This is a genomic window from Paraburkholderia xenovorans LB400 (assembly GCF_000013645.1).
Lineage (GTDB): Bacteria > Pseudomonadota > Gammaproteobacteria > Burkholderiales > Burkholderiaceae > Paraburkholderia > Paraburkholderia xenovorans.
The window spans coordinates 3,290,944-3,307,748 of record NC_007952.1; the positions used below are offsets into that span (position 1 = coordinate 3,290,944).

The 16,805-nt window shown below is 57.3% G+C and carries 13 protein-coding genes and 1 pseudogene; 2 read left to right on the top strand and 12 right to left on the bottom strand.

The features are described 5' to 3' along the window. Nucleotides 1–886: 886 nt before the first annotated feature. The 10 genes from BXE_RS36435 to BXE_RS36475 form a co-directional block, all read right to left on the bottom strand. Nucleotides 887–1,840 carry an ABC transporter ATP-binding protein gene (locus BXE_RS36435; RefSeq protein ID WP_040124228.1) on the bottom strand — a complete coding sequence of 318 codons (954 nt, stop codon included), beginning with the start codon at nucleotides 1,838–1,840 and terminating at the stop codon, nucleotides 887–889. After that, nucleotides 1,837–2,865, bottom strand: a complete 1,029-nt coding sequence (locus tag BXE_RS36440; RefSeq protein ID WP_011493126.1) for an ABC transporter ATP-binding protein — start codon at nucleotides 2,863–2,865, stop codon at nucleotides 1,837–1,839. Before BXE_RS36440 ends, BXE_RS36435 begins: the two co-directional genes overlap by 4 nt. Further along, entirely contained in the window at nucleotides 2,865–3,761 is an 897-nt protein-coding gene (locus BXE_RS36445; protein ID WP_011493127.1) for an ABC transporter permease, read from the bottom strand. The genes BXE_RS36440 and BXE_RS36445 overlap by 1 nt, the downstream gene beginning before the upstream one ends. 1 nt (nucleotide 3,762) lies before the next feature. Continuing rightward, nucleotides 3,763–4,710, bottom strand: coding sequence for an ABC transporter permease (locus BXE_RS36450; protein ID WP_011493128.1), 948 nt, complete (start codon nucleotides 4,708–4,710; stop codon nucleotides 3,763–3,765). Nucleotides 4,711–4,748: 38 nt separating this feature from the next. Further along, nucleotides 4,749–6,311, bottom strand: coding sequence for a nickel ABC transporter substrate-binding protein (locus BXE_RS36455; protein WP_040124225.1), 1,563 nt, complete (start codon nucleotides 6,309–6,311; stop codon nucleotides 4,749–4,751). 169 nt (nucleotides 6,312–6,480) lie between these two features. Beyond that, the gene (locus BXE_RS36460) at nucleotides 6,481–7,620 is read right to left on the bottom strand and encodes a porin (protein WP_011493130.1); all 1,140 of its coding nucleotides are present in this window, start codon (nucleotides 7,618–7,620) and stop codon (nucleotides 6,481–6,483) included. Between the two features lie 30 nt (nucleotides 7,621–7,650). Next, nucleotides 7,651–7,995, bottom strand: coding sequence for a DUF3088 domain-containing protein (locus tag BXE_RS44880; RefSeq protein WP_081435608.1), 345 nt, complete (start codon nucleotides 7,993–7,995; stop codon nucleotides 7,651–7,653). Nucleotides 7,996–8,084: 89 nt separating this feature from the next. Next, nucleotides 8,085–9,590, bottom strand: coding sequence for a PepSY domain-containing protein (locus tag BXE_RS36465; protein WP_011493132.1), 1,506 nt, complete (start codon nucleotides 9,588–9,590; stop codon nucleotides 8,085–8,087). Between the two features lie 172 nt (nucleotides 9,591–9,762). Next, entirely contained in the window at nucleotides 9,763–11,298 is a 1,536-nt protein-coding gene (gene hutH / locus BXE_RS36470; RefSeq protein ID WP_011493133.1) for a histidine ammonia-lyase, read from the bottom strand. 65 nt (nucleotides 11,299–11,363) lie between these two features. Next, nucleotides 11,364–12,311 (bottom strand): PDR/VanB family oxidoreductase, encoded by a 948-nt coding sequence (locus tag BXE_RS36475; RefSeq protein WP_011493134.1) that lies wholly within the window; start codon nucleotides 12,309–12,311, stop codon nucleotides 11,364–11,366. 121 nt (nucleotides 12,312–12,432) lie between these two features. Between BXE_RS36475 and ftrA the strand changes: the two genes are divergently transcribed. After that, entirely contained in the window at nucleotides 12,433–13,413 is a 981-nt protein-coding gene (gene ftrA, locus BXE_RS36480; RefSeq protein WP_011493135.1) for a transcriptional regulator FtrA, read from the top strand. A gap of 595 nt (nucleotides 13,414–14,008) precedes the next feature. Here the strand turns inward: ftrA and BXE_RS36485 are convergent. Both BXE_RS36485 and BXE_RS36490 read right to left on the bottom strand, forming a co-directional pair. Beyond that, nucleotides 14,009–14,611, bottom strand: coding sequence for a phosphatase PAP2 family protein (locus BXE_RS36485; protein ID WP_011493136.1), 603 nt, complete (start codon nucleotides 14,609–14,611; stop codon nucleotides 14,009–14,011). A gap of 27 nt (nucleotides 14,612–14,638) precedes the next feature. Next, the gene (locus tag BXE_RS36490) at nucleotides 14,639–15,850 is read right to left on the bottom strand and encodes an MFS transporter (protein WP_011493137.1); all 1,212 of its coding nucleotides are present in this window, start codon (nucleotides 15,848–15,850) and stop codon (nucleotides 14,639–14,641) included. 301 nt (nucleotides 15,851–16,151) lie between these two features. On the opposite strand from BXE_RS36490, the pseudogene BXE_RS36495 reads away from it, so the two are divergent. Continuing rightward, a pseudogene (locus tag BXE_RS36495) lies at nucleotides 16,152–16,768 on the top strand (chromate transporter); the annotation flags it as partial. Nucleotides 16,769–16,805: the final 37 nt, after the last annotated feature.

Genomic DNA, 16,805 nt, shown 5'->3' on the forward strand with positions numbered 1-16,805 from the left:
ATGGAGTGGTTTCCGTGCGGAAGCTGCACCACGTCAACACTTGGCAATGCCGCCAACGCCCTCGTTTCAGCACGTGATTTCGGCTGCGTCTAGTCACCATAGACGATCAGGATCGGTACCTTCGCGGGACAGGCTGGGTCTAGGAAATCGGCCCGGCCGTCCACGCTGTCGCGCGGTCGAGACCATCGGCGACAATACATACCGAGGCAGGCTCGGCGCCTGCTGCCCGGCTCACTAGCAGCTCTTCCCCCCAGGCGATCCCCGATAAGCCAGCAGGGGGTCCGTACACATCTCTTTGCGCCATCCTGCGCACGACGGGCATACTAACGTTGGGGCGAGAGGGCAGCGGGCCAATGACCGCGTTGTCAACCGCGGTACGGACACTATCGAACCAGTGGCAGTGCCCGACCGTCATAGTCGGGAACGGCCCGCGCCAAGTCGGCGCATTCAGCACAAGCCGTTCGCTCGTTCCCGTTTGATAGGCAGCCTGATAGAACGCATAGGTGGCGGCATGGCCAACAGCAACCACCGTGTGTGGCCCTAGCACAACCTCGCCCAAAACCACTTGGGGAATGTCGAGAGGATCTCCGGTGACCAGCCATCACGCGGCCTTCAAATCGTCGAATCCCGGCCGGTCGGCGGTTGTGACATGAACCACGGAAGCAAGCAGTGTTACCGTGCCTGTAGTGTAGGCTGCAGTATGTCATCCGATCGGGCACGTTATGGCGCAGGCGGATCGTCATGGGCCATTGGGCGCGGCTGCGCGTGCCTCGCCTCCGGAAAACTCCTCCGAGATGTCACAACAAGCAATCCTATTCTAACCGCTCGGTTGTATTATCGCCTCGAGTCTGAATGAGCCGGTCGGACCCCCGTTTCGATGCATTCGTTACGCTAGATGGCAGGCGACCGAGACCTGATCGCCGATGTATCGAAGCATGGGTTCTTCAGTCTTGCACACCGGTTTCACCAACGGGCACCGCGTGTGAAATCGGCAACCCGATGGCGGCGCACTTGGACTCGGTGGGTCACCAGCCAACAACGAAACGCGGCGCGAGCGTTCGATTTTCGGATCGGTTGAAGGCGCGGCATCCAGCAATGCCCTGGTGTACGGATGGCGCGGCTGTGCAAAGAGATCATGAGCCGGGCCGGTCTCAACGATCTTCCCCAGGTACATCACACTAACCCGAGTGCAAACGAGACGAACGATAGCCAGATCATGGGCGATTAGCACGATCGAAAGATCGAGTTTCTTCTGTAAATCAGCGAACAGGTTGAGGATTTGCGCTCTTATCGAGACGTCAAGGGCACTCAGCGGTTCGTCGCAAATGAGAATGCGCGGATCAAGTGCCAACGCGCGGGCGATCGCAACCCGCTGGCGCTGCCCACCAGACAATGCTCGCGGTAACCGATCAAGGCACGCCTCGGGTAGGCTCACTAGCTGCAGCAATTGCGCAACCCGCCTACGGCGCTCGGAGGCGGGTCCGATTCCGTGAATTCTCAAGGGTTCTTCAAGGGACTCCTGGATCGTCTGGCGACGGCTTAGAGATGCCAGCGGGTCCTGAAAGATGAATTGGACGTGTCTGCTGAAAGCAAGACGGTCGCCGCGCCAATCGTTCAGTTCGCGGCCGTCAATAAGTACGCTTCCGCCAGTTGGTCGCTGCAACCCTGCTATCGTTCGCGCGAGCGAGGTTTTCCCGCAGCCGGACTCCCCCACAATCCCGTGGAACTCTCCCTGCTGAACCTGCAGGTTCACGCCGTCCACTGCACGCACTGTAACGCCACGCGAAGTTGGAAAGTGAACCATGAGGTCGCTCACAGCGATGGTGTTCGAAGCATTCACCCGATAACCTCCTGGTATTTAGGCTGCATCACGAAGCAAGCGACTTTATGAGTGGGTGCCGTTATGGAGACGGATGACAGGGTGGGGCGAGCCAGACTGCACGATGGCTGCGCAGCGAAGCAACGCGGCGCGAATCGACAGCCTGCTTCCAGGCGAGATAGGTCCGGGGGGGTGCCCGGGATTTCAGTGAGCTTCTCGCCAATTGGCGTATCGAGATCAGGAACCGATGAGAGCAACCCCTGGGTATAGGGATGCACGGGATTCTTCAACACATCCGTGACCGCGCCTTCCTCAACGATTCGTCCCGCGTACATGACTGCAACCCGGTCGGCCATTCCTGCCACGACTCCAATGTCGTGGGTGATCAGGAGGATGGCCAGTCCGTCCTCGGCTTGAATCTGCTTAAGAAGAGAGATAATTTGTGCCTGAACCGTCGCATCCAGTGCTGTGGTCGGCTCGTCTGCGAGAAGTATCTTAGGCCTGGAGGCCAATGCCAGTGCGATCATGGCGCGCTGACGCATGCCTCCGGAGAACTCATGCGGATACCGCCAGTAGCGGTCCTCTGGATCCGCAATGCCGACGCGGCGAAGATTCGATACGGCATCGGCCTTGGTACCGCTAGCAGTGATCCCTGCGAAACGGCACGCTTGTTCCGCCAGTTGAGGGCCGATCCGTCGCATCGGGTTCAGCGCACTGAGGGGGTCCTGAAAGACCACCCCAAAGTCGTTCCCTCTGACAGATGCACGACGCCGGCCGCCGAAGCGAAGGAGATCGCCTCTCGAGGTTGCCGCCGTTCCGCGCATATGAACGGCGATGCCTTCGGGGAGCAAGCCCAGCGGACCGAGCGTCATAACCGTTTTGCCACTACCGCTTTCGCCTACGACAGCCAGCGTCTCTCCAGCAAATAGCGAAAATGAGCATTCGTCTACGGCCCGTATAACGTTGTTTTCCGTGTAGAGGTCGACAACAAGGTTTTTGGTTTCATAAATCGGCTCACCACTTTGCCTCTGGTCAGTCTTCGACATCAATGGGCGCTCCGCTTCGTAGCCTGTTCTTCGAGCGCCCGGGCTCGCATACGTTTCGTCATAGCCCTACCTTTCACGGCGCGCGGTAGCTTTTGCAATGCGATTGCTTCGCCCAGCACGTTGAAGCTAATCACCACGAGCGTCAATGCGAGACCAGGCAACACGACCATACCGGGAGAATCTTCGAGATAATTCATGCCATCGACCACCATCTGCCCCCACTCCGGTGTAGGTGGTACGACACCTAGTCCAAGGAAGCTAAGGGTTGCGATGGACAGGACTAGGGCGCCCGCGTCGGCACTTGCGTACACGAGTACCACGCCCAACACCGATGGAAGGATGTGCCGCGTGAAAATCCACCAATGACTGGCGCCTACGATCCGGCACGCCTCGATATGTGGCTGATGGACTTCACCCGCCACCACTGCTCTACTCATTCGCGCGTAGTTTGCCCACCACGCAAGAGTGAGGGCCGCGATCATGGACCAATAGCCAGGACCGATGATGCCAATGAGCGCCAACGCGATGATCAGACTGGGCAGGCTAAGCATGATGTCGATCATGCCGATGAGCAGAAGATCGACCTTCCCGCCAATGTAGCCGGCAATTGAACCGACTAGGATGCCGATCACCAACGCCGAAATCAGCACTATAGACATCGCTACCAGAGATACCCGAGCTGCCCAGATAAGGCGGCTGAGGACGTCGCGACCCAGATAATCAGTCCCCAACCAATGAGCCGGACTAGGTCCCTGCATCGCATCCGTGATGACCTGAGAATCAGGGGCGTACCGGGCGAGGACGGGCGCAAACAGTGCCACCAGGATAAATAATAGGACCGGAATCAGCGCATACGGGCTGATGCCTCCGAACCTCGTGCGAAAACGACTAATCACTTTAGGCACCTGCAATATGGGATCGTCGAATGCGTGGATCGATTGCCATGCAGAGCATGTCGACCACAAAATTCACGAGCACGAAAAAAGTCACAAACGTCATGAGCACCGCCTGCATCGCAGGGAAATCTCTGAATCGAATAGAGTCGATGAAGAATGCTCCAATGCCTTGCCAAGCGAATACGGATTCGACCACGATTGCGCCTATGATCATCAACGCAAACTGCGCACCAAAGGTCGTAAGGAACGGAACTGCGAGATTTGGTAAAGCTTCGCGAAGCAACACCTCGGTACGGCCGTAACCCTTCGCGAAGCCTGTCGTGGTGAAAGGGCGCGACATGAGTTCTTGAAGGCTGACACGCACAACCCGACTGAGCACACACGTGGGAAACAATCCGACCGTTATCCACGGCATCACCCAGGAAGCAAAGCCGGTCGTGCCGAATGCCGGTAGCCAATGTAATTTCACAGAGAGCAACAACACCAGCATCGCACCGACAAAGAAGTTGGGTGCCGAGGCCCCGAACAGCGCAAGTACCCGCAAGGTACGGTCAACTGGACCGCCGTTGCTCACAGCCCCGAGAAGGCCCAAAATCAGAGGCATAACCAAAGCAATTACGCCACCACCCGCCAGAAGTCGCATGGTCGTCGGCAATCGTTCGGCGAGCTCTTTCGTAATAGGACGCCCTGTGCGCAACGATTCTCCCCACTGACCGCGCACGGTTCCGACTGCCCAATGGCCGTAACGCACGTAAAGCGGATCATTTAGTCCAAGATCGTGCTCGATCTTTTCAACCAGCGCATGAGTCGCTTTTGGTCCCGCAGCTCGTTCCGCGAGAAAGTTCGCGGCATTACCCGGCGCAGACGCGATCAATGCAAACGTCAAAGAGCTGGCCAATATGACAAGACCTAGGGCCAGCGCCAAGCGGCGACAAAAGAGGCTAACCATTACGTCTTTCCTACTCAGTGCAACAACGGGAGGGGGCCTTACGGCTTCAGAACAAGATTGGAAATCGGCATATCGTATTCGGTGGGCGGCAAAGCGAACCCGTCGACCCGCTTGTTATATGCCCACAATCGCTGCGGATAGACGAGCGGGCAGATCGCAGCGTTCTTGTCCATCCAGTCGTAGATTTTTTGCACCTTTTCCTTTCTGTCGTCCCCGGCTGCCGACAATGCTGTTTGAACGACAGCATCGAGGTCCTTCGATACAAAGATTTTGCCGTCTGGTCCGCTATCCGCAGTTGAGACAAACATTGCGGACAAAGAACCTTGTGGGTCATAGGGTGCCGCGTAGGTTGTGAAGAAGGCAAGGTCATAGTCGAATTTCTGCCGCCGATCGTGATAGGTGGCATCGTCAAGCGATGACACAGTGACCGTAATCCCAAGGTCCGCCAATTGGCCGAGGAGCAGTTCCGATAGACGGCGAGAACCTGGCAGAACCTGATCAGATGCGAGCAAATTCAAAGCGAGATCTTTCCCATCTTTGCGTCTGACTGCCCCCGCTTTAACCCAACCCGCAGCATCTAAAATCTTATTCGCGGTTGCGACGTCCCGAACGATTACCGGCTCTCTCTTACCCGCGTCGGGAATTGTAGGTGGAAAGAGGTTACTGGCTGGATCGGCATATCCCTGGTAAAGGATTTTGGCGATTGATGTGCGGTCGATCCCAAGGTTGATTGCGCGGCGAACGTTGACATCTGTCAGTGGCCCACGGGTGTCGTTAAATCCAAGCAAGACCGTCGAGACGCCCGGTGCAGCGAACACACCGACCTCAGTATCAGTGGATAGGGCCTTGGCTCGGGCAGGCAAAAGGGGGGCGACCCATTCGCCACCGATGATGTCCAAATCGCCCGAACGCAGCGCATTGGCACGCGAAAGCTCGTCGGGTACTACTGAGAGGTTAATCCTCTTGATTGATGACTTTTTGCCCCAGTAATAGTCGTTGGGGACCAGTACCGTCTCGCTCCTGTCGTTTTGCAATATCTTCCAGGGTCCGGTGCCGACAGGCGAAGTCTGCTGGCCTTTGGCGTCTACGGCTTTCGGCGACAAAAAGCGCACTGGACGCACGATCGAAAGCTCCGCCAATGCAACTGGAGCGGGTGCTTTGAGGAAGAGCCTGAGAGTGTACGGGCCCGTCACCTCCATCCTCTCAAAATTCTCTGACACACTAATCCACGAGAAGTCCGGCTTTCCAATCCAGCGAGCCATGTTCCATTGAGCCACGTTGGCATCAAACGGCGTGCCATCGCTGAAGCGGACATCCTTTCGCAACTGGAATGTGATGATCTTCCCGTCTGGCGAAACATTCCAGCTTTCGGCAAGGTCGGGCTCCAGTTTTCCCCCTTGCCCGTAATGCACCAAACCATCGAATACGAGCCCGTATGAGCTCAACGCGGACTCGTTCTGAAGAAGATCGAGCTTACCGGCCTCTTGAGCCAAAGCGACGGTCAAAGTCTGCGCATCCTTCGCGTTCACAGTAGTTGCGCCCTGTGCCATTATCAGCAGTGACAGGCATACCACTACGGCTTTCCTACGTTTAATTGACATGTTCTATCCGTTCTTCAGTCTGTTGGCGACACTAGCGGAGTCACTTCTCGCCAGTATTAATAGTGACGTTATGCGATCAGTACTACTTATTTACGAAAATATAATGTAGGAAGATGTCTATAAATTTATACGGTTTCTATTACATCATCTCTCCGGCTTGGCGACGGATCTAAAAGCTGTGTTTGATCCCAGCAACCACTAGGACCTGTCTGTTTGTAGAAGACGCCTCATCTAGTTCGGCAATTTCTGCACTTCTCGCGTCACCCGCAGCCTGTTGAAAAGCACCAACGAGGTAGACGGCAGTTCGTCTTGACAAAAAGTAGTTGGCGCCAATCTCGGCTTGGTGGAACCGCGGATGCTGAGCGCCGGTCAACATGTCGCTCTTACCGTCTGTGTAGGTGTATGCAAGTCCCAGCAGTAACGCCGGCGTCAACTGGTACTGTCCGTTGATCTCATAGTTGTCAAGATGCAGACTGGTCTGATCGAGATAGGTTAGTTTGACGTTGGTGTAGACCGCGCCAAGAGTGGCTTTGCCGATTGCATACGTACCACCGGCCGCTACCACCTGCTGGGATGTCGCAGCAGCACCCGACTGAGGGCTGACATAGAGCGTGCCGCCAAAGTCACCGCTAACTGCGCCATTCGTGTTGTTGGCTGCGTTCGGATTGTCGAGCTTGAGATAGCCAGCCGCCAGATTCAATGAACCATTCGCGTACGAAAGGGAAACCCCATAAGCTCGATTGTTTGAAAATCCTTCGCCACCGCCGGTACTCGCCTGGTTGCTGAATCCGTACAGAGTTTCCAACTGCAAACCTCTGTACGTCGGACTCACGTACTTCACCGAGTTATTGATTCTATAATCCCCGTCAAGATTGTCGGCATCACCGGGATGGGCGGCATAGTCCGTCGCCCACTCGTTCTGGGCTGAGAAATTACTGACAGTATCGACGATCGGGTCGTATTGACGACCAAGGGTCAGTGTGCCGTAGGTGGTATCAGCCAAGCCCACATACGCTTGTCGCCCGAATTCCCGGCTGCCTTGTCCCTGGCGGCCGTTGAATCCGTTAAACCCGCCTTCCAACGCAAACACAGCTTTGAGCCCTTGGCCGAGATCCTCGGCACCCTTCAGGCCAAAGCGGTTGCCGTACAGATTTGCTGTTGACGCTTGTACTGAATGCGCCCCGCCGATGTTGTTCACGTAGGCGATACCGTCATCGATGATTCCATATAGCGTGACACCGCTTTGGGCATGAGCCGAGCTTGCGATACTGCCGATTACGACAGCGGCCATAATGTGCCGAGTTTGCATGAGAGGACTCTTTGGATAGGAAATCGGTCGTTAAGCAGGTCGCGCGACGCCGTACTGAGAGGACAGGTATCGACGAATGTGATCCGGGGAATCAATGAAGCGTGTGTTGCCGTATAGGCGTGTTTGTACACCTTCGTCCAGCGGTATTTTTCCGTCCGCTAGAATCAGAACAGGTGCGGATTGGTTTTCGTCTCCAATTAATCCGACCAGTGCTATGCGTGGACGCTGCGCGTCGATGTACTCGACGTCGACCTCGCCGCGAAGTTGGGGGAAAAAGCCGAGAAGTCCTTCGACCGCAACGGAGTCTCCGCAATAGAACGGACCTTCGGTGCCTTGATAAAAGCCTGGACGAAGCATGAATAATTTATCTTTCACTTTGTGTCTCACTGCTGGTTGAAGACTTGGTCTGTCGGCGCAAGCTTGGCTCGCTGCATGACATCGATATGGCCTGCAGAAACGGCCAGCTAAGCGCGCCGGAACGAGAGCTTACGTACGAGCCGTTTCCAGCCGATGGTGACGCCCGTAACGCTGAACGCAAAGCCAAGCATCAGCAAGATCAGCATCAGGGGCTTCCAGATCACGTTATTGGACAGGAAGGGGAAATCAAGGGTATGCAAGCCGAAATAAAGCCACCGGTAGACTCGCCGACTTGTATCCATTACCTCGATGACCTTGCCCGTGATGTTATTGACATAAACGTCGGAATTACTGCTGTCATGAACCACGACGCGTACGCCATCGCCGCCGATGCCATCGGTGCTTCGCAATCGAGCGTATATGTCGTCCAAAGGGATCAGTGTTGGTGCATCAACCTTGCTTCCGGGCCACGCCGCCTGCACGGCGGTCCAGATCGCCGCGTCTGGGAATGCGCTCGACGGCGCCGCAGAACTTCCGACCTCCAGCACCTTCGGACCGGAACCCGCACCTCGCGCGACGATATATGCTTTGCCCGCGAGCGCCGTGACTTCGAGTTCTGACGCCGGTAGCATTCGTCGCAGCATGTCCCGCGTAACCGATTTGCTGGCCTGCAGCGGCGATATGCCTGTGAAGGCGGAGTCTTCAGCGTCGCTCATCTCACCGGTCGAAAAAATCCGACCGTGATCCATCGAGAGCCAGCCGCTGAAGATCCAGGTGAAGACGAAGCCGGCCGCAACGATGCCTCCAATGTGATGCCACTTCATCCATCCACGGTAGGGGCTCATTCCGCCGCGCCCGGACTTCACCTGGTTTCGCCAGCGAACAATCCCCAGCCAGATGCCTGCGATGGTCACGGCAACGCCTACGAGGGAAAGCCACCACACGGTGCGGTCCCACGTAACCCAACTCTTTCGGAGGATCGTCGGGTAGATCCAGTGGATAACGGCTCCGGCGTAGTTCCACGCCCGTTCAAAATGGGTGGACCGCTGGATCACTTCTCCGGAGCGTTGAGACACATATAGCTGTGTCCCGGCACCATCGGCGAGATCGACTCGATACACCGGACGATAGCGATCGAACCGGTGATGTACAACCCACTGGTCATAGTCGAACGGTTCGGAGACGTTTGCTACGGGAGTTTGCGCAAAGTGTTCGCCTACAAGCTTCGCCTGATCCGCGGTCACGCCGTCGACTCGCTTACCGGTCGTCGCGGATACGATGACCTGAGGGCCTTTCGGTGGGTTCACGACGTAGAGCGCCCGCCCTGCAACTTCGAGCAGTCGTATGCGGCTGGGATTCGAGATTCCAGCTTCTGCCGGGACGGCACCGGGCGCGACGACAATTTGTTCAGTACGTAGCGGCTCGATGTGTGCAATGCGTGCGCCGTCACCGAGAAACGGATAAGGAACAAACATCATGACGGCGCCCGACGCGAACCACATGGCGAAGAACAGGCACAGTAGGATTCCCACCCATCGATGACCAATGACGAGTGCCCGCAGCGGCGTTAGCCTCGACTTTGGACGCGCGGCTGGATTCGCGGTTGTGCTCATTTTGAAGCTCCGTAAAAAGGGACATTTCTGGTAAGCGCGGGACGTCGGCCGCTCTTTCCGATGACTTAGGGTATGCAGCGAAAAAATTGAACACCAGTGGCACAAATGCCTTTTAGCGTCCTGATCGCGCCAAATTGGGCCTTACCGCAGCGTAGTGTCGATGCTTGATTTCTTAGGGGTTCGATGGAAACCTAAACGGACTGTGTCGCGCGATTTCTCCATTCAGCACCTGCGCTGCGATCGCAGCAATGTCGGGAGAAAAGTGTCGGTCCGAGTGGTAGTGGCCTACATCCCGGCGAACTGCCTCGGTGACCGATTGCAAGCGCATGCTGGTGCGATGTGGCTCACGCAGGTCTATTCCTTGAGTGGCCGCGAGTAGCTCGATCGCGAGAATGTGCGCTGTGTTGCTAGCCATATCGCCAAGCTTTCGCGCGGCGAAGGTGGCCATCGAGACATGGTCCTCCTGATTTGCCGAGGTCGGCAACGAGTCCACGGAAGCTGGGTGAGCGAGCGTCTTGTTCTCGGATGCTAGCGCCGCGGCAGTCACATGGGCGATCATGAATCCCGAGTTCAAGCCGCTATCGCGAACTAGAAAGGGAGGAAGTCCGGACAACGTTGTGTCGATCAAAAGTGCGATGCGGCGCTCAGCGAGCGCGCCGATCTCGGCAACAGCAAGCGCCAGGTTATCAGCCGCGAACGCGACGGGCTCTGCGTGGAAATTTCCACCCGAAAGCACGTCGCAGGTATCCGGGAAGATCAAAGGATTGTCGGAGACCGAATTTGCCTCGCACAGAAGCACTTCCGCCGAGTGGCGCATCTGGTGCAAACAAGCACCCATGACTTGTGGCTGGCAGCGAAGGCTGTAGGGATCCTGCACCTTGTCGCAGTCTGAGTGCGACAGGTTAATCTCGGAGCCCTCCAGCAAGGCACGGTACGCTGCCGCCGAATCGATTTGCCCCTGATGGCCCCGTAGCGCATGGATACGGGCGTCGAACGGAACAACGGAGGCGGCCGCCGCATCCACTGACAGCGCACCGGCTACCAGTGCGGTGCAAAACAGGTCCTCAATGGCAAACATGTTGAACAGCGCGAGTGCCGTCGATGCTTGCGTGCCATTCAGTAACGCCAATCCCTCTTTGGCGCGTAGGGTAAATGGCTCAAGTCCCGCAGCATGCAAGCCTTCGTTTGCGCTGGCACGCCGCTCGCCAATGGTCACCTCACCGACGCCAAGAAGCACGGCGGACATGTGCGCCAGAGGCGCGAGATCGCCCGATGCTCCGACCGATCCCTTGACGGGGATTACCGGTAGGACGTCGGCATTGAGAAGCGTAACCAAAGCGGCGATTACTTCCCTCCGAATACCCGAGTGTCCACGGGCGAGGCTCGACACCTTTAGCACGATCATCAAACGCACAACAGATCGCGACATCGGTTCGCCCACGCCTACAGCATGCGAGAGCACGAGATTGCGCTGCAATAGATCGAGCTGCTCCAAGGGAATGTGCGTGCTCGCGAGACGACCGAACCCCGTATTAACGCCGTACACCGGCTTTCCTTTTCTCACTATATTCTCAACGGCCTGTGCAGACGCATCGATCGCAGCAAAGGTGCTGGGACAAAGTTGGACTGTCTCGGAGAAGTGTGCAATGCGACGTAGTTGGGCCAATGTCAAATGGCCGGACTCAATAATCATCGTTGTCAGGGGCATAGCGGTTCTGCGGTTTTCTTGGTGGCCAATGGTTTTTCAATACACCTAAAAAACGATATGTTGAATCAAAGGTCCAGTACCAACAATGGTGTTTTGGAGCGTGAACAACATGGCAGGAAGCGATCGTTCTTCGTCCGCTCTCGTTTTGTTAGATAGCTGTCGCGGTGGTCAGGCTCGCCTGCGAGGACGCCCGTCAAACACGTGCCACAGACGCCCTCTTCGCAGGAAACCGGGACGAATACACCAGCTTTGCCAAGCGCGTCAATGACGCGCTCGTTGGGCCCAACATTCACCGTCCGTTGATTTTTAGCTAGGCGTACAGTGAACGAACCCGCCTCTCCGGAAGGCATCGGGTCTGCGGAAAAATGTTCCCTGTGCACGTTCGTTGTTTTCCACCCGGCTTCCATCGCAGTGGTCACGGCCGCATCAATGAATCCCTTCGGTCCACAAACGTAAAGGTGCTTTTCCGTGCTCGGTGTCGCCAGTACATCTTGCATTCGCAACCGGTCGCACGCTGGGCTGGTGTCGAAATACAGGCGAGTCCGGTCTCGTAGATCCGGCTCCGCGAATCGGTCGAGGAATGCGGCGTGAGATGGTCCCCGGGCGCAGTAGTGAATCTCAAAAGACGCACCCTCACTGGCGAGCGAGAACGCCATTGACACGATCGGCGTTACGCCGATGCCCCCGGCCAGCAGCACCGAATGGCCTGAGTCTGATGCAAGTGGGAAATGATTTCTGGGCTCGCTGATTTCGAGGGTCTGGCCTTCGCGCATTTCGTGCATTGCCCTGGACCCACCGCGCGTTTCAGGGTCGTGTAATACACAAATCATGTAGCGGGACCTCTCCCTAGAGTCGTTGCACAGGGAATACTGGCGCACCAACCCATTGCTGACATGTACGTCGATGTGTGCGCCGGCAGAAAACGCCGGCATCAGGGCTCCGCGGGGATCCATCAATTCGAACGCTGCGATTCCAACGGCCACTTCTCGTCTGGCCACGATCTTTACTTTCATCCGCCTGCTCCGCTTACCCACTCAAAATTTCATCAAGCCAACTTATTGACCCGAAGAGTAAATAGTGCAAAATGGCGACGCCAGTGGCGCGAATGCCTATTAACGTCCGGATGATGCCAAAATGAAATCTGCTCAGGGGAAGGATGCGGGCTTGGTCACCGTGGTCGTCTACGATGGCTTGAGCCTTTTCGAGTATGGGTGTGCCGTCGAGGTTTTCGGTCTTCCCAGGCCGGAAATGGGAAATGGCTGGTATCGATTCGCGACCGCAGCCGCCGAGCCGGGTATTTTGCGAGGAGCAGGCGGCATCGAGGTGCGCGCCGATGGTGGGCTTGAGCTTTTGTCAAAGGCAAGAACAATCATCATCCCCGGATGGCGCGGGATCGAGGAGCCCGTGCCCGCTGGCCTCTGCCTTGCGCTGAAAAAGGCACATAAGCGCGGAGCACGCGTTATGTCCATTTGTACAGGGGCTTTCGTGCTTGCAGCCGCTGGTCTGCTCGATGGAAAACGTGCCACGACCCATTGGCGGCATGCTGGCGGACTCGCAGAGCGTTATCCCTCAATTTCGGTGGAGCCAGACGTTCTCTACATTGATGCCGGCGATGTACTCACCTCCGCCGGCAGCGCGGCCGGCATTGATCTATGTTTGCACCTGATACGGCGCGACATGGGGTCTCGGGCGGCCAACCAAGTTGCCCGACGTCTTGTAATGCCACCTCACCGTGAAGGCGGGCAAGCACAGTATGTCGAAGAGCCTGTCCAGCGGCGCAGTGGATCAACATTAGCGCCCCTTGTCGACGCGGTGCGCGCCGCGCTGGGGGAAAATTGGACAATCACGCGCATGGCCGCGGCTACAGCGATGAGCGGTCGAAGTTTCCAACGGCATTTCGTGAGCACAATGGGAATGCCACCGGGCGAATGGCTGCTCACAGAGCGTTTAACGCGTGCCCGTGAATTGCTCGAAGAATCGCCCCTATCCGTTGACGACATCGCATCTGCAGTGGGTTTCGGCGCCGCTGCTACCTTGCGGAATCACTTTCGCGCCAAGCTTGGTACGAGCCCAGGTTACTACCGCGAACGGTTCAGAGCCTCTGACGTGGCCTAGCAAAAGTTCGCCGCTGGAGCGTCAATCCGGCGGGGTGCTATATCACGGCAAGAGGTGAACCCCGTCTGCTCACCGCCTTTCCACTCGCCATCGGTGCGGAGTACACGTACATGGTTATTTCGCCGACCACTGGTGGACCGGTTCACGGATCGGAGATTTGCTGGTCACATCATCGATTGAGTCCGATTCACTTCGACAATGACGTGTGACAGCGTCTTGAAACATTTGAGACATTAGCTCAGTGTCAGCCGAACGGCTGTTTACGCTCGCACGAGACATTCGGATGGCCAAATATCAAGGGCAATGTTAGACGCTCGCCGTCGCGCACGCCTGCGATAGCACGCCAAAGGCATGCAAGGACTTCGCCACCTAACCGTGAACGACAACCTCTGCAAGAGTATCGCGTCGTTCGCCTGTTTCCGGTAGCACGCTTTCGCGGACCGACATTTGTTGTCCGGCGACCCGCTGACGGAAATATACGGGGCACGGGACATCCCACCCGCCACGGCTCGTGCCAGTCCTCGCTAAAGCCAAATTGTTGCTGTCCGCCTTTAAGCGGACATCAATCGACGCATGCGCGGTTGACCATTGACGATCACCGGCGCAACCAGCCAAGTGCGATCGGACGTGAGAAAAGGTTGCGATAAAGCATGATCGCCCGTCTCGTGACAGCATCGCCCGCGAGATGCCAGAGCGGTGAGATCACTTCCAACGATATGGCGGCGACGATGACAGCGCCGAGCATGTCCAGCGGGAAATGGACACCAAGAAATATCCGCGCCCATGCAACTAGGGCCCCGGCAAGCAAAGTGAGTCCGCCCAGACAGCGTGCACCTCCCCACAACAGCGTGAGAGCGATGCCGGCAAAGACGGTCGCATGGTCGCTCGGGAAGGACGAGTCCGGCGCATGCGGCAAGAACGTGTGCCCGAAACCGATCATGAACGGCCGCGGATGCTGCCACACGACGGCTATCAACTGATTCGCGCCAACGCCGAGCATCGCCACGAGACAGGCCCGAAGCGCCAGATTCCGCTGCTCCTCATTGCCTCCTAACCACATAGCCGCCATAAGTAGCGGGATCAACCAGATTACGTAAGCGGCGGTCAACATAGCAATACCGACTAGCCATGCAGGAGTCGCAGTTGTGCCGTTGATCAGTAGAAACACCGCCCGGTTGGCAGCCTCAAGTGTATTCATAGCCACGACGTCATCTATAGGCGTCCATCAGGCACGGTGTATTGCTGGCCGCGGCGCAAGACCGCACAGCAGTAGTGGTACCAGGACGATTGCTGCACCGGTAAGAAAGGTTGTCGGAGCGCCGAAGCGGTCCCACAGCCAGCCGGCCAGCGCGCTAGCGAGCAACACACACACACCGCAGGCCAAGTTAAACGCGCCAAAGGCCGTACCTCGCAGCGTCGAGGGCGCAGTCTCGGACACCATTGCGGCGAGGATACCCTGCGTGAAACCCATGTGCAGCCCCCATATTGCGATGCCGACGAATACCGATACGACCGAGTGCCCCATACCTAGCAGCAGGTCGGCCGCAATCAACAGCACCATGCCGAGCGCGAGCAGAAGCCTTCGATCCAGTCGGTCCGACAGCACGCCGACCGGGTACGCCGACAACGAATACGCCAGACTCATCACGACCATCACGCCGGGAATCCACGCGAGTTCAAGACCCGTTTGCTGTGCACGCAAGACAAGGAATGCTTCGCTAAAGCGCGCGAGCGTGAAGGTCGCGCCGATGACGAGAACGACCCAGTAGCGGGCCGGGAACTCGTGCAGCACGCTCCACCGCAATGGAGAGCGGAAGGCACGCCGTGCCGTCGCATGGCCCGATTCATCGATGCCAAACGCGATGAGACCAATTGCGATGAAGGCAGGAGCGACGGCGCACCACAGCACGGTACGAATGTGGTCGGTGAGCCAGAACATCAGCGCAATGGCGAGTGCGGGACCGAGGAAAGCTCCGATCGTATCCATCGACTGACGCAATCCAAAACACGCGCCGCGGATCTCCGGCGGCGCCACGTCGGCGACCAGCGCATCGCGTGGAGCGCCTCGAATGCCCTTGCCGACACGATCGAGCAACCGGGCCGTGATGACCCCGCCGGGTGAGGTCGCGAGCGGGAACAGCGGCTTCGTCAGAGCCGCCAATCCATAGCCGAGTAACAACAGGCCCTTTCGCCGGCCGAGCGAATCGCTGAGCGGGCCGGAAAATACCTTTACGATGAGAGCCGTTGCTTCGGCAATGCCTTCAAGCAAGCCGAGTGCGGTCACGCTCATGGCCATTGTGGTCACGAGGAACACGGGCAGCAGTGCATGCACCAGTTCCGACGACAGGTCCATGAACAGGCTCACGAAGCCAAGCGCCCAGACCGTACGTGGGATAGATGGTCTGGTGGGTGAAGGTGAAGGCATCTCCGGGGTCATAGGAGATATGAGCAAAAATAGAGATCACTCGTCATATTGCATTGCCGAGTCCTTGTCATAGGTGCCTCACTGCTTCTTGCTAATGGGTCTGCGCTGTGTGGTTTTAGCCTTTCCATGGATGCCGCTTCTCATGGATCCGGTTTCATTCAGCGCCAGCGGCATCTAACCATTATTTTCTTAAGATGACCTTATGCTGTCGAGGGCCACGTCACGCGTAACCGCAGTAGCAGAGAGTCCCCTTGATTTACCTCCCGGATCGGGCGACCGTGCTGAGCTTCTCTGTCAGGAAAATCAGTGGACCATGAAAACTGGAACCGCTTCGCAGCAACCCACCCGGGCACGCACTATTACAGAGGTTTTCGAGGTGTTTCTCAAACTGGGCTTGACATGCTTCGGCGGTCCCGTCGCTCATCTGGCGTACGTCCGCAGGGAGTTCGTCGAACGGCGTGGTTGGCTCGGTGACGAAACCTTCACCGATCTGGTCGGACTCTGTCAGTTCCTTCCAGGACCAGCGAGCAGCCAGATGGGATTCTGGATCGGCCTCTTGCGAGCCGAGTGGCTCGGGATCGCGTTGTGCCGAAAGAAGATACCGGCGGATACCATTCGAGTGCTCCAGCAAACCAGTGAAATTCGCGTCTCCCGCACGGTGAGTGCCGTCGCACTGGCTTCCTTCTGTGTGCTGCTGCTCAGTCTTCCGACGCTGGTCGGGCTTCATGCAGGGCGGCAGGTCATGGTCTTCGAGGCCTTCTATCGTTCTGGCGCCTTGGTGTTTGGCGGAGGTCACGTCGTGCTTCCACTTCTGCAACAGCAAACAGTCGCGACCGGCTGGGTATCACCGAACGATTTTCTTGCAGGCTATGGGCCGCACAGGCGGTCCCGGGCCCTTTGTTCGCATTCGCAGCTTTTCTTGGCTGGGTGGCCTCAAATCTGAAGTGCAACACGGTTTCGTATAAGG

What these genes read in the sequence shown, in the direction of transcription:
- BXE_RS36440 (WP_011493126.1), bottom strand. Translation starts at nt 2,865, where the DNA reads ATGTCGAAGACTGACCAGAGGCAAAGTGGTGAGCCGATTTATGAAACC.
- BXE_RS36450 (WP_011493128.1), bottom strand. Translation starts at nt 4,710, where the DNA reads ATGGTTAGCCTCTTTTGTCGCCGCTTGGCGCTGGCCCTAGGTCTTGTC.
- BXE_RS36455 (WP_040124225.1), bottom strand. Translation starts at nt 6,311, where the DNA reads ATGTCAATTAAACGTAGGAAAGCCGTAGTGGTATGCCTGTCACTGCTG.
- BXE_RS36460 (WP_011493130.1), bottom strand. Translation starts at nt 7,620, where the DNA reads ATGCAAACTCGGCACATTATGGCCGCTGTCGTAATCGGCAGTATCGCA.
- BXE_RS36465 (WP_011493132.1), bottom strand. Translation starts at nt 9,590, where the DNA reads ATGAGCACAACCGCGAATCCAGCCGCGCGTCCAAAGTCGAGGCTAACG.
- hutH (WP_011493133.1), bottom strand. Translation starts at nt 11,298, where the DNA reads ATGCCCCTGACAACGATGATTATTGAGTCCGGCCATTTGACATTGGCC.
- BXE_RS36475 (WP_011493134.1), bottom strand. Translation starts at nt 12,311, where the DNA reads ATGAAAGTAAAGATCGTGGCCAGACGAGAAGTGGCCGTTGGAATCGCA.
- ftrA (WP_011493135.1), top strand. Translation starts at nt 12,433, where the DNA reads ATGAAATCTGCTCAGGGGAAGGATGCGGGCTTGGTCACCGTGGTCGTC.
- BXE_RS36485 (WP_011493136.1), bottom strand. Translation starts at nt 14,611, where the DNA reads ATGAATACACTTGAGGCTGCCAACCGGGCGGTGTTTCTACTGATCAAC.
- BXE_RS36490 (WP_011493137.1), bottom strand. Translation starts at nt 15,850, where the DNA reads ATGACCCCGGAGATGCCTTCACCTTCACCCACCAGACCATCTATCCCA.